12 protein-coding genes are annotated in these 12773 nt (G+C 48.9%); 9 read left to right on the plus strand and 3 right to left on the minus strand.

What is annotated here, in order from left to right:
• On the plus strand, positions 1–887 hold an 887-nt coding region (locus ACOJTG_RS00745), incomplete at its 5' end, for an NADH:flavin oxidoreductase/NADH oxidase (protein WP_420152047.1).
• Positions 888–1007: 120 nt separating this feature from the next.
• On the opposite strand, the gene ACOJTG_RS00750 is transcribed toward ACOJTG_RS00745, so the two are convergent.
• Entirely contained in the window at positions 1008–1691 is a 684-nt protein-coding gene (locus tag ACOJTG_RS00750; protein ID WP_094812360.1) for an NUDIX hydrolase, read from the minus strand.
• Positions 1692–1897: 206 nt separating this feature from the next.
• Between ACOJTG_RS00750 and pyrE the strand changes: the two genes are divergently transcribed.
• Positions 1898–2533, plus strand: coding sequence for an orotate phosphoribosyltransferase (gene pyrE / locus ACOJTG_RS00755; protein ID WP_420152048.1), 636 nt, complete (start codon positions 1898–1900; stop codon positions 2531–2533).
• Between the two features lie 467 nt (positions 2534–3000).
• Here the strand turns inward: pyrE and ACOJTG_RS00760 are convergent, their stop codons facing one another.
• The gene (locus ACOJTG_RS00760; protein WP_420152049.1) at positions 3001–3819 is read right to left on the minus strand and encodes a J domain-containing protein; all 819 of its coding nucleotides are present in this window, start codon (positions 3817–3819) and stop codon (positions 3001–3003) included.
• A 149-nt stretch (positions 3820–3968) separates the two neighbouring features.
• A complete protein-coding gene (dprA, locus tag ACOJTG_RS00765; protein ID WP_420152050.1) occupies positions 3969–5066 on the minus strand; it encodes a DNA-processing protein DprA in 1098 nt (365 codons plus the stop codon).
• A gap of 191 nt (positions 5067–5257) precedes the next feature.
• Here dprA and ACOJTG_RS00770 point away from each other — a divergent pair, with 191 nt between their 5' ends.
• The 7 genes from ACOJTG_RS00770 to lepB all read left to right on the plus strand — a co-directional run.
• Positions 5258–7015, plus strand: coding sequence for a cytochrome c peroxidase (locus tag ACOJTG_RS00770; RefSeq protein ID WP_420152051.1), 1758 nt, complete (start codon positions 5258–5260; stop codon positions 7013–7015).
• Between the two features lie 98 nt (positions 7016–7113).
• Positions 7114–8136 (plus strand): SPASM domain-containing protein, encoded by a 1023-nt coding sequence (locus ACOJTG_RS00775; protein WP_094812552.1) that lies wholly within the window; start codon positions 7114–7116, stop codon positions 8134–8136.
• 195 nt (positions 8137–8331) lie between these two features.
• Positions 8332–9111: a ParA family protein gene (locus ACOJTG_RS00780; RefSeq protein ID WP_420152052.1), complete on the plus strand. Its 780-nt coding sequence runs from the start codon at positions 8332–8334 to the stop codon at positions 9109–9111.
• Between the two features lie 48 nt (positions 9112–9159).
• Positions 9160–10074: a ParB/RepB/Spo0J family partition protein gene (locus ACOJTG_RS00785; RefSeq protein WP_094812347.1), complete on the plus strand. Its 915-nt coding sequence runs from the start codon at positions 9160–9162 to the stop codon at positions 10072–10074.
• 73 nt (positions 10075–10147) lie between these two features.
• On the plus strand, positions 10148–10762 hold the full coding sequence (locus ACOJTG_RS00790; RefSeq protein ID WP_420152053.1) for a DUF5683 domain-containing protein: 615 nt from the start codon (positions 10148–10150) through the stop codon (positions 10760–10762).
• A gap of 124 nt (positions 10763–10886) precedes the next feature.
• Positions 10887–11603, plus strand: a complete 717-nt coding sequence (gene dapB / locus ACOJTG_RS00795) for a 4-hydroxy-tetrahydrodipicolinate reductase (protein ID WP_420152054.1) — start codon at positions 10887–10889, stop codon at positions 11601–11603.
• 97 nt (positions 11604–11700) lie between these two features.
• Positions 11701–12773 (plus strand): signal peptidase I (gene lepB / locus ACOJTG_RS00800; RefSeq protein ID WP_420152055.1); only part of this gene is annotated, 1073 nt, incomplete at its 3' end.

Here is a 12773-nt window from a genome sequence, read left to right on the forward strand (position 1 = left end):
TTTCACCCGAGGGGCGTATTTCGCCCCAGGATCTGGGCATCTGGCAGGATGAACACCTCGATAAACTTCAGCAGATTACCACCTATATTCGCCAACAGGGAGCGGTACCAGGCATTCAGTTAGCTCATGCCGGTCGGAAAGCCAGTGGGCGTCGTCCCTGGGAAGGAGAAGGGAAGGTGCCTGTGGAAGAGGGCGGCTGGACAACCGTAGCTCCTAGTGCTATTCCGTTTCGGGAAGAAGAGCCCGTTCCCACGGTCTTGGACGAAGCGGGTATCGCGAAAGTGATCAATGATTTTAAAGAAGCTGCTGGACGTTCTTTTCGGGCGGGCTATGAACTTATCGAGATTCACGCGGCTCATGGCTATCTGATTCATCAGTTTCTTTCGCCCTTAAGTAACCAGCGGACCGACGCCTACGGGGGTAATTTTGAAAACCGGATTCGCTTGTTACTCGAAGTACTGGAGGCCGTACATACGGTTTGGCCGCAGGAATTGCCCGTGTTCGTTCGGATTTCGGCGAGTGACTGGGCCGAAGGCGGTTGGGACGTAGAGCAGTCCGTCCAACTAGCTAAAGTACTGAAAACAAAAGGAGTGGATTTGATCGATTCTTCTTCGGGCGGTTTAGTATCCTATGCCCGTATTCAGGCTGGACCGAACTACCAGGTACCTTTTGCTGAGCAAATCAAAAAAGAGTCGGGTATGCTGACCGGAGCGGTAGGCATTATTACGAAAGCTGAACAAGCCGAAGCTATTCTGGAAAATGGGCAGGCCGATCTTATTTTAATCGCTCGCGAATCGCTTCGTGACCCAAACTTCCCCCTGCATGCTGCTAAAATACTAGGGGACGATATTGCCTGGGTTCCACAGTACGAACGGGCCAAACGCTAAAGATTCACACGGGCTAAGCTTAAATCGAGCGTATTTTCAAATAAAGTAGTCAAATAAAAAAAGTCCCGAAGCCAGCACGGCCTTCGGGACTTTTTCTTGTATGTACTTCGGTATCAGGTATTAAACCGATACACTATTCCAAAGCCGGTCAAAGACGTAGCGAATGGAGCTGTAAGAATCGACCATGGCGTTCTGGACTTCTTTTTTCGTCATCCAGGCAATTTTTTCAATGTGTTCTTCCTCCTGGGGTTGCATGTGCTGGTCGTCAAGGCAAGTCATCCGATACCACTTCGTACGCTTCAGGATTCGGTTGCCGTTGTGGGTATAGGTATGCCAGGTGGTGCAGATTTTCTCCCCCAGTTCTGCTTGTAAACCCGTTTCTTCTTCCACCTCGCGTAAGGAGGCTTCTTTCGATTTCTCGCCCGGATCTAATTTTCCTTTCGGTAAATCCCAGCGTTTAAGGCGGTAAATCAACAGCATTTTGTCGTCTTTGAAGACTACGCCACCAGCTGCTTTGACCACTTTAAAGTAATTTTTCAATCTTCCTTCGGCGGCCTTCTGATCAGCTACCTGTAACAGAATGCTTTGCAGAGCTGCCGGGTGTTCGTCGTGAAGAAGATCCATTAAACGCTCCGTAGTGGCTAGCGAAGCGTTGAGAATAAGTACATGACCGTGTAAATTTTCGGTTTTAATAACTTCAAGACGGGTGTCAATCACCACGTCAAAGTCACGTTTCTCCCGTAATAAATCAGATCGCTGAGCATCAGTCAGCTTAACGGGACGGTCGTTGATAAACAGGACCATGCAGGAGTTCTCTAATGGTTAATAGTACAAAAGTAAGCGATGTTGCGAAAGTCTCTATCCTCGAATCTACAAAGTATCGGATGGATACGACAAAAACCGGAGACCTGCCTACAACGCGGAAGTAATAGTCTGCGTTCCGGTAGGGATTATTTTTAGAAGCGAAGGTTCGCTGCTGGAACACCGCAACTTCCTTTTATTTTTGTGCCATGGAATCAACTGTAGCGGCCCGCGTGGCTGAAATGCTTTTGGAAGTAAAAGCCGTACGTTTAAGTCCTGAATCGCCTTTTACCTGGGCTTCGGGCTGGAAATCACCCATTTATTGCGACAACCGGGTTACGCTATCCTCGGCTCCGGTTCGTACGTACATCAAAGAAGCACTCGCTGAGGCAATCAAAACCCAGTTTGCGGGTGTCGAAGCCATTGCTGGTGTGGCTACAGCGGGTATTCCGCAGGGAGCTTTGGTAGCTGATGTGCTGGGCTTACCCTTTCTGTACGTTCGTCCGAAGCCGAAAGAACATGGCATGGGCAATCAGATTGAGGGACGTCTGGAAGCGGGTCAGAAAGTCGTCGTGATTGAAGATTTGATTTCGACGGGTGGAAGCTCGCTCAAAGCCGTAGAGGCTCTACGAAACGCTGGAGCTGAAATCGTGGGTATGGCGGCTATTTTCACCTACGGTTTTCCCGTTGCCGAACAAAATTTCCAGCAGGCAGGCGTTACGCTTCACTGTTTGAGCAACTATAACGCTCTGGTAGAGGCTGCCGTACCTCTAGGCTATATTACCGACGATCAGGTAGATACGCTCAAGGAGTGGCGGCAATCGCCTAATACGTGGCGGCAGTAATTGATCGTTTATTTCTGTCTTTTACGTTTTCCTGGACAGTGTAGAATTCGGTCCTATAAACACGGAGAGCTAGTAACCTCTTTCTATTTCACGGCGTGTTGCTCTTTTGGAAGGTCGTTATTCACCTAGACGAAGTTTGGGGCCGCATACACAGCTGTTCGGTAGCCTATCAGCCACTCCATGACTAACGATAGCCTGCTTTAGCCCACCGCATTGCAGCTATCGTAGGTCGTTACGCGGTGATAGGCGGTAGGGGGGGGGCATCTTCTGATATTTATTAGTGTATTAGTATAGTCGACGATATAAACCGATCCCCGTCCGTATCGCGAAAAACCGCCTACTTCCTTAGCAATGCGGTGGCCCGAGCAAAAGGAAGTGAGCGGTGTTCGCGATACGGACTAAAAGACCAGCCGTCTCAGCGGGACGGAAAACGCACCTGATGCTGTCTAAGATAAACGATGATCGTATCATCGTAGGTTACAATAGTCATGAACCAAAGTTTTCGCTTCCGTTTCGCCCAGACCGGCAGCTTTCTGCCAATCTTCACAAGCTTGTAGAGAATCTTTTTCCAACCAGAAGTTGGTTCCCCGCATGGTCAGAGCTTTGCCATTTTGGGGGGACAGCGTCAGTACCTTGTTGAGATGCAAGCGGCTTTGGGCGTACTTCTTCAGGTAATAGCTACAGGTAGCTAGATTAAAGTACAAGTCTTCATCAAAAGGATCTGCCTGCGAGGCTCTCAACAAATCCGGATAGGCCGTCTGAAATTCGCGTAACTGCAACAAAACCTGTCCTCGCAGACGATAGGCCGAAGTAAGCGTTTCATCGTGGTGAATGGCATCGTTGAGTTTTCCCATCGCTGCGGTCGTATCTTCATCGACCAGCAGTCGGGTGGCATCTGCTACCTCCGTTACGGCCTGTTTCTGTTCGTATTGTTGGAAAGCAACTACCCCTAAAGCTACTAATACCACTAGTAATCCAATGCCTGGAATCAGCCAGCGATGAACCGTAGGTCGTGGTGGCTGTACCGGAGCCGGGCGGGGCCTGGGCGGCGGCGGTGGCGTAACGGGGGGCGGAGTTCCGTAGGTAAGCTTTAGATCGTACGAAGCTCGAAGAGCCGGATCGGACAGTACACGATAGGCTTCATTGATGGCCTTGAAACGCTCTTCCGCCTGGGGCTGTCCGGGATTTTTGTCTGGATGCCAGGTTACGGCCAGCTGTCGGTACGCTCGCTTGATCTCTTCGATGGATGCCCGGGAAGAAACGCCAAGTTGTTCGTAATGAGTCAAAGTTTTAATAGATTCTGAGCTTTACGTTGGTATGAAATAGCAAGTTGAGTAGTTCTGGAAAAGATAAATCGGTTAAACCAGACCTTGCTAATCCGATGCGGATGTTGTGCTTTCAAACTTCAAACCTACTCAAACTTTCAACTTACTTCTCAGGCCAAACCGTATACTTTTCCTGGCAAACTTTTAATGAAGCCCTGAAATTCCAGATTGAGCAGCAAGGAAGCCAGCTTGGACATCGACAATTGCGATTTCCAGGCCAAATCGTCCACGTGCATGGCTCCTGAATCGCGAAAGAGGCGAATAATCTGACTTTCTTCCTGCGAAAAGCGGCTTAAATCTAGGGTTGGCATTTTCAATGGCTCCCCATTTTCTTGCCAGCCTAATGTCTCAATCATCTGCGGTACACTGGTAAAAATAGTGGCCTTATTGTGGGCAATTAGGGAGTTGCAGCCTTCTGAATTGGGGCTGGTTAGGTTGCCCGGTACGGCAAAGACGTCGCGGTTGTAGTTATTGGCGTACTCAGCAGTGCCCAGTGCACCGCCTCTAACCGCCGATTCAATGACAATGACTACGTCCGAAAGTCCGGCAATAATGCGGTTACGATCCAGAAAAAAGCGGCGGTCTGGTTGCGTACCCAGGGTTTGCTCCGAAAAAAGACCTCCTTTTTCCTGCATTTGTAAAGCCGTTTTCTGATGAACAGCGGGATAGACCAAATCCAGGCCATTCGCCATGACTCCAAACGTAGGCAAATCGTGTTTCAGAGCTGCCTTATGAGCAGTAATATCAATTCCGTAGGCCAGTCCACTGATAATAGCTGCCTGATAGGGGACGAGTTGTTCAACAATTTCTTCCGTAATTTTTTTTCCGTACTCACTGGCTCGTCGTGTACCCACAATGCCTACGCTTCGTACGGGATTGACCGAGCCTTTTCCTTTCGAAAAAAGCAGAGCGGGTGCGTCATAAACGGATTTGAGCCGTTGCGGATACTCCTCTTCATTGAAAGCGATAATCTGGATATCTTCCCGTACGGCCTGTTCGAGTAGTTGCTCGGCCTGGGCAAACGTGCTTTTGGCGACGATGTTCCGGGAGAGTAAATCGCCAATACCCCGTATTTTCTGAAGCTTTCCGGGAGGAAGTTTAAAAACCGCTTCTGCCGAGCCGCAATGGGCCATCAGCAAGCGGGTAAGCATATCGCCTACGCCCGGCGTAAGCCAAAGAGCCAGTTGATACAAACGATCCGAATGCATGCCTAAAAAAGGTTGAATACCCCAGAAATGTGGCGAAAATTTAGGAATTAACTACTGAAAATGACCGGGTAATTCTTGAACGGTAGGACGCTTTTGGGTGAAAGTCCCACCAGAAAAAGCAAGAAAATGCTCGAAAAGAGCGGTACTTTTGATGATAAACTTGGTAATCCTTCCCAAACCCCCTTGTCTCTATGTCCCGTTGTTGGATTATTCTGATTGGAATCCTACTGTTACCTACTTTGCCCGCCTGGCATAGTCGTACCCGTGTGGAAGATGTTAAAACGCGTTTTCAACAGCGTTTGATCGAATTTGAGCGAACAGCTGAACGCCTCGAACTGAGTTACCCGCTGGATACGGTCAATTCCCGCCAGTCGTTTCTGAATGCTCGCCTGGCCTACAAACGAATCGAGTGGCTGGTAGAAGGATACGATCCCGTCATGGCTCGTCAGATCAATGGTCCGCCCGTCGATGAAGTGGAGATGGAAGATCAGCTCCTGATTGAACCCCAGGGGTTTCAGGTCATCGAATCGATCATTTTTCCACGATTGGATACCACTCGACTGGATGAATTACAACAGGAATGCGAGCAATTAACGATCAATGCCGGATTACTACGGAAACACCCCTGGCTCAACGAACTCAAAGAGGTTAATTTCTGGGATGCCATGCGACTCGAGCTGGCCCGCATCGCGACGCTGGGTATTACAGGATATGATTCACCGACGGTACGGTATTCGCTCCCGGAAGCAATGGCTTCGCTGGAAGGCTGTGAGGATTTGTTGAAAGAATACGAAGATGTACCGGATATTCAACGATTACTAGCAGAAACTAAACAAAGCCTACAGACTGAATTCGATGATCTGGACCGTTCGGCTTTTCTGACGCAGCGACTGCGACCGTTGTGTAAAGCCCTGGAAAAGTACCAGCAGGAGTTGGGGATTAAGTCGCTGGAAGATGACGGTCGATTCCTGATGCCGACGGCCTGGTGGATTTTTGACGAACATCTTTTCCGGCCCGAACTGTACAGTCCTCATCCTGAATGGACGGCTACGGAAGAACGGATTGCTCTGGGACAGAAACTATTTTCAGAATCCCTGCTTTCCGGAAACGGACAGCGGAGCTGTGCCACCTGCCATCAGCCGGGACAGGCGTTCACCGATGGGTTGCCGAAAAGTATAGCCATGGGTAATCATGGGTCCGTACCACGAAATGCTCCTACGCTTTGGAATGCCGCTTTACAGGCCACGCTATTTCAGGATGCCCGCTCGGCTTCCCTAGAAATGCAGATTGCGGATGTGTTACGGAATCCCCTGGAAATGGATGCTTCGCTGGCCTCGGCGGTTGACAAGCTTTCAAAAAATAAAGCCTATCAGGAAGCTTTTCAGAAAGCGTACGGAGAGTTGAGTCCGCCGCAGGTAATGAATGCTCTGGCCGCCTATTTGCGATCTCTGGAACGACTCAACTCCCGCTTCGATCAATACATGCGGGGAAACGACGCAGCCCTGAATCTGGAAGAAAAACGCGGACTGAACCTGTTTGCCGGAAAAGCGAAGTGTGCCACCTGTCATTTTCTGCCGCTGACCAACAGCATGCTGCCGCCTTCGTACGAGCATTCGGATGTGGAAGTGTTGGGCGTTCCTGCCAACGCGGATTTATCAAATCCAAAGCTGGACCCGGATCGGGGAGCGGGTGTAATCGCCAATTTCGATGTCCTACGGTATGCCTTCAAAACCCCGACGCTCCGCAATGTCGAGCATACGGGTCCGTACATGCACAATGGCGTATTTCAAACCCTGGAGGAGGTTGTTGAGTTTTATGATCGGGGCGGTGGCCTGGGTATTGGATTGAACGTACCCAACCAGACCCTTTCGCCCGAACCTTTGCACCTGAGTACACAGGAAAAATCCGATCTGGTTGCGTTCATGAAAACGCTGACGGATTTACCTTAAGTGGAAATTTCGGAGCCTCCCGGGAATAAATACTGAGAAAAGAGAGTTTGCCGATGGGGAGTAGCCGGCCCATGTCCGGCTTTTTAGCTGACCGTATGATCAACCGTAACCTTAGCGATGGACTGAATTTCGCGTCCAAACTCACCGCCCGGCGAGTCTGGAATGGACTCAAAGTCGTATCGAGCTATATCGAATCGAAGATTACCCAAAAGCCCGTGCATCGGGGTTTACCCATTGCTTTATCCTTTGAGCCGACGACCTCCTGTAACCTGCGTTGCCCGGAATGTCCAAGTGGCCTGCGGTCGTTTACCCGGCCCACGGGTATGCTCGAAGGGGATCTGTTTAAGCGTACGATTGATGAAATTGGGGCGGAATTGCTGTACCTGATTTTTTACTTTCAGGGCGAACCGTACCTGCATCCGCAATTCCTGGAGATGGTACAGTATGCTTCCCAGAAGGGGATTTATACGGCGACTTCCACCAACGCCCACTATCTGACCGATGCCAACGCGAAGAAAACGGTCGAAAGCGGTCTTGACCGACTCATCATTTCCATCGACGGTACCACCCAGGATGTGTATCAGCAGTACCGCGTAGGAGGGAAGCTGCATAAAGTCATCGAGGGGACGAAGCATATTCTCAAGTGGAAAAAAGAACTGAAGTCGCAGACACCCCACGTCATTTTTCAATTTCTGGTCGTGCAGCCCAATGAGCACCAGATTGAGGACGTGAAAAAGTTGGCAGCTGAACTCGGTGTAGATGCCGTGGGATTGAAAACGGCCCAGATCTACGATTACGAAGGCGGGGATCCACTAATTCCGACCATTGACAAATACTCCCGCTACGCCAAACAAACGGATGGTACGTATCGTATCAAAAACAAATTCGTGGATCACTGCTGGAAAATGTGGCACAGCTGCGTGATAACCTGGGACGGGCTGGTAGTACCCTGCTGTTTTGATAAAGATGCCGAGTACCGACTGGGTGACCTTAAGCAGGATTCCTTCAAACAATTATGGAAGTCCAAGCCTTACGAACAATTCCGGGCTTCCCTGATTCGAAGCCGTTCGGAAATCGAGATGTGTAAGAACTGTACGGAAGGCACCAAAGTATGGGGTTAGGGAGGTGAAAAAACCGATATACAGCCTGATTACTCATTTTTTTAGGGTACTTTGCTTAATAAGGTACTGAGAATCAATAAGACTTTCTACGCCTGCTTCAAGAAAAACTTTTAGCGTGAAACTTTCGTGGAACATTTGCTAGGCAATCCGGTGGTTTGTTCGCATCTTTGAAATTCTAACGCACTGAGTTTACTTATGGCCAAAGTCATTGCCATTGCCAACCAGAAGGGGGGAGTCGGGAAAACCACCACTACGATCAACCTCGCCGCTAGTTTGGCAACCCTGGAGTACCGCACGTTGATTGTAGACGCTGACCCACAGGCTAACTCTACGTCGGGACTCGGGTTCAATCCGAAAGAAATTGAAAATTCCATCTACGAATGCATGGTTGATGGAATCAACGTATCCGATATCATCATTCAGACCGAAATTGATTACCTCGATCTGATTCCCTCGCACATTGATCTGGTTGGGGCGGAAATTGAAATGATCAATCTGAAAACTCGCGAAGAAAAAATGAAAGAAGCCCTGGCTTCTGTTCGCGATGATTATGATTTCGTCATTATCGACTGTTCGCCTTCGCTGGGCTTAATTACGATCAACAGCCTCGTGGCTTCTGATTCCGTCATTATTCCCGTACAGTGTGAATACTTCGCTCTGGAAGGCTTAGGGAAGTTGCTCAACACGATCAAGATCATTCAGACGCGACTCAATACCAACCTGAGTATCGAGGGAATTCTGTTGACGATGTACGATCTGCGGGTACGGTTATCCAATCAGGTGGTGAATGAAGTAACGGCTCACTTCCAGAATATGGTGTTTAATACCATCATTCCCCGGAACATCCGTCTTTCCGAATCGCCCAGCTTTGGGGTGCCCGCCATTGCTCACGACGCAGATTCCAAAGGAGCCATCAGTTACCTGAACCTGGCCCGTGAAATTCTGACCAAAAACGGCTTAGTAACCATAGATTGAGAAGAGTTGGGCGTTTAGGTACTCGCCTGAACCCTAAGCAGTGACGACATGAATAACACCAATAAAAAAAGGGTTGGGTTAGGACGCGGTCTAGGAGCCTTATTGCAGGATTCGGACTCGGTGAACAACAGCCGACCCAGTGCAACCCCGTTGTCGGCTCTGGAGCACATTAGCTCCATGAACGAGATCAATGTTAACTTTATCGAAACGAATCCTTTTCAGCCCCGTACGCATTTCGACGAAGAGTCGCTGGCGGAACTGGCCGAATCCATTCGTATTCAGGGAATTATTCAGCCCATTACGGTTCGTCAACTGGGCCGTGAGCAATACCAGCTCATCTCGGGTGAACGTCGCTTGCAGGCTTCGAAACGGGCCGGTCTGACGCATATTCCGGCGTATGTTCGCACGGCCAATGACCAGCAGATGCTGGAAATGGCTCTGATTGAGAACATTCAGCGGGAAAACCTGAACGCCATCGAAATTGCTCTGAGTTACCAACGATTGATTTCGGAGTGTAACCTGCGGCAGGAAGAACTGGGCGATCGCGTAGGTAAAAACCGGACGACGGTGAATAACTACATCCGTCTGCTGAAATTACCCCCGGTGATTCAGGCGGCTTTGCGGGACAATAAAATCTCCATGGGCCACGCCCGGGCTATCATCAACATCGACGATGTGGATACGCAGCTGAGCCTGTTTAAACGCATTGTAGACGAGGACTGGTCGGTACGGCGGGTAGAAGAAGAAGTGCGGAAAATCCAGAATCCGGAACTGGCTCAGGATAAAACCAAAAAAGTGCCTTTAAAGCAGGAAATCCGTAATCTTCAGTTTCGGCTTTCCTCGTACTTCGGATCGAAGGTTTCCATTAAGTCCGATGAAAAAGACAAAGGTGAAATCCGTATTCCCTTTACCAATCAGGAAGATCTGGATCGAATCCTGGGTGTACTAGGTGAGTTATCCTAAGAATATTTAACAGTTTTTAGAAGTGATACGAAGTAAATCAGAGCGTTCTTTGGCCTTTCATTTATCAATCGCCATGAGGTTTCTGATTTATTTCGTATTGTTTTTAGGACTAGTAAGACCCGCATTAGCCCAAAAAGCCGATTCGGTACAGATTGCCCGCGTAGGCGTTGATTCGCTGACGAAATCCATTCCCGAGCCGAAAGGAAAGCTTAGAAAACCCCTGAATATTATTCCTAAGTACGCCACGTATCGTTCGCTGGCGTTACCGGGTTTAGGACAGGCTTACGTACGACAGTACTGGACCATTCCCATCATATACGGGGGATTTGGAGCATTGGGGTACGCCATTCACTGGAATCAGGTCCGATACAAACAGTCCATAACGGCCTGGCAAAGTCTCATTGATCAAAAGGTTACTACGGTGCCTGTCACCATTGGAGGTACGTACTACAATGCTTTAAATCAAGACCAGCTAAGGCAAAGTACATCCTTGTACCGTCGTCAGCGGGATTTATCCATTATCGGCTGCGTAGTGCTTTATGCCTTTCAACTCGTGGAAGCGAACGTTACGGCTCACCTGAAGACCTTTGACAATACCGACGATATTTCATTCCGGCTAAAACCAGGCGTGCAGACCGATTACGTGAGCACGCCTATTGGGGTCACGGCTGTTTTTACTTTGAAATAATCCATCGTTTAAGGTTTGAACGGATTTAAAGTTTAAGGTTTGAATTTAAAAAGCCCTTAAACTTTTAAACCTAAAACGCTTCAAACCAAAAAACCACCTGAAAGCAAACCTGAAATTCATTTCCATGCGAATAGTACTCCTGGGCTACGGAAAAATGGGCAAAGTCATTGAAGGCATTGCCCTTGAACGTGGCCACGAAATTGTAGGTCGGATCGACGAAACTAATCGGGCTGATTTTGCCAGCTTTTCGCCCGCTACGGCTGATGTCGTGATTGAATTCAGTCACCCCACGGCTGCCTTACAAAACCTGAAAGATTCGATCGGACAGGGCTTGCCCACCGTCTGCGGGACAACGGGCTGGCTGGAACATCGTTCAGAAATTGAAGCCCTCACGGCTAAAACCAGCGGAGCCTTTTTCTACGCTTCTAACTACAGCATTGGTGTCAATCTATTTTTCCGTTTGAATCAGCAGTTGGCGAAACTGATTAGTCCGTATCCGGAATATCAGGTGGAAATGACTGAAATTCACCACATCCATAAGAAAGACGCCCCGAGTGGTACGGCCATTACCCTGGCTGAAGGCATTTTAGAAGTGAATCACCGTCTGTCCCAATGGGCATTGGAAGAAGGGGATGGACGTAGTACCTTGCCCATCAAAGCGTTGCGGGAGGGGGAAGTGCCGGGTACCCACGTCGTAACCTACGAATCCGCGGTCGATTCCATTGAAATCAAACATACCGCCCACAACCGCCAGGGTTTTGCATTAGGGGCTGTCGTTGCCGCTGAGTGGCTGGTAGGCAAAGTAGGCGTATTTGGTATGGATGATTTACTGGGCGTATAAGAAAACAAACGCGTTTGACGTTGGAGAAAGGTTGACAGTAAGGGGATTGGCCCGTTAAAGTGCTACCAACTGAAAACAGAAACTGTATACTGAAAAAATGGAAGTAAAAACTGTACATCAGGAGCAACCCAAAAAGAAGAAGTCGGCATTTCGGGAGTGGCTGGATTCTATCGTGTTTGCGGTAGTAGCCGCCACGCTGATTCGCTGGTTGTTTCTGGAAGCCTATACGATTCCCACGCCTTCGATGGAAAACAGCCTGTTGGTGGGGGATTTCCTGTTTGTAAGCAAACTGCATTACGGTACCCGTACTCCTCAAACGCCATTGCAGGTGCCGCTTACACACCAGAAAATCTGGGGTACGAATATCGATTCATACCTGGACTGGGTGAAACTTCCCATGTACCGCCTACCCGGTTTCTCGCACGTAAAGAATGGAGATGTGGTCGTTTTCAACTACCCGGATTCGCTGCATTTGCCCGCAGATTTACGGCCGAACTATATCAAGCGTTGTATCGGTATTCCGGGTGACGTAGTAGAGGTACGAGCTACGCAGGTTTTCATTAATGGCAAAGCCATGGAAAATCCGCAGAAAATGCTTCAGCCTTACCGGGTGTATACCAATGAGTCTTTGGACGAGAAGTTTTTCCTAAAATACGACATCTGGAATCGTCGCAATGAAAGCCCGAATGTATACCCGATCACGGAGCTTGATTCTGTACGCAGAGAAATGATTACCGTTGGTTATGAAGTAAATACGAGTGCCGATGTAGCCAAACAATTCCAGGAAATGGGGATGCGGGTAGAACCTAGAATCATCGAAAAAGGCGAACGTAGCGAAGTCATTTACCCTAATTCTTCTTTATTCGACTGGAATCAGGATAATTTCGGTCCGCTTCAGGTTCCGAAGAAAGGGGAAACCATTCAGCTCACGACTGAGAATATTGCTAAGTACCGGGACGTCATTGAAAATTACGAGTACAACGATAAAGTAGAAATCGATGGTACGACGGTGAAAATCAATGGTACTGCCGTTTCAACGTACACGTTCAAACAGGATTATTACTTCATGATGGGGGATAACCGCAGCAACTCGGCCGATTCGCGGTACTGGGGTTTTGTTCCTTCCGACCATATCGTCGGGAAAGCCGTCTTTATCTGGATGTCGCTGGA

Origin of the sequence: Siphonobacter sp. (assembly GCF_048595215.1) — a bacterium.
Taxonomy (GTDB): Bacteria; Bacteroidota; Bacteroidia; order Cytophagales; family Spirosomataceae; genus Siphonobacter.

Bases quoted from the DNA above. Each gene is read 5' to 3' on its own strand.
- ACOJTG_RS00750 (WP_094812360.1), bottom strand. From the start codon at position 1,691: ATGGTCCTGTTTATCAACGACCGTCCCGTTAAGCTGACTGATGCTCAG.
- pyrE (WP_420152048.1), top strand. From the start codon at position 1,898: ATGGAATCAACTGTAGCGGCCCGCGTGGCTGAAATGCTTTTGGAAGTA.
- dprA (WP_420152050.1), bottom strand. From the start codon at position 5,066: ATGCATTCGGATCGTTTGTATCAACTGGCTCTTTGGCTTACGCCGGGC.
- ACOJTG_RS00770 (WP_420152051.1), top strand. From the start codon at position 5,258: ATGTCCCGTTGTTGGATTATTCTGATTGGAATCCTACTGTTACCTACT.
- ACOJTG_RS00780 (WP_420152052.1), top strand. From the start codon at position 8,332: ATGGCCAAAGTCATTGCCATTGCCAACCAGAAGGGGGGAGTCGGGAAA.
- ACOJTG_RS00785 (WP_094812347.1), top strand. From the start codon at position 9,160: ATGAATAACACCAATAAAAAAAGGGTTGGGTTAGGACGCGGTCTAGGA.
- ACOJTG_RS00790 (WP_420152053.1), top strand. From the start codon at position 10,148: ATGAGGTTTCTGATTTATTTCGTATTGTTTTTAGGACTAGTAAGACCC.
- dapB (WP_420152054.1), top strand. From the start codon at position 10,887: ATGCGAATAGTACTCCTGGGCTACGGAAAAATGGGCAAAGTCATTGAA.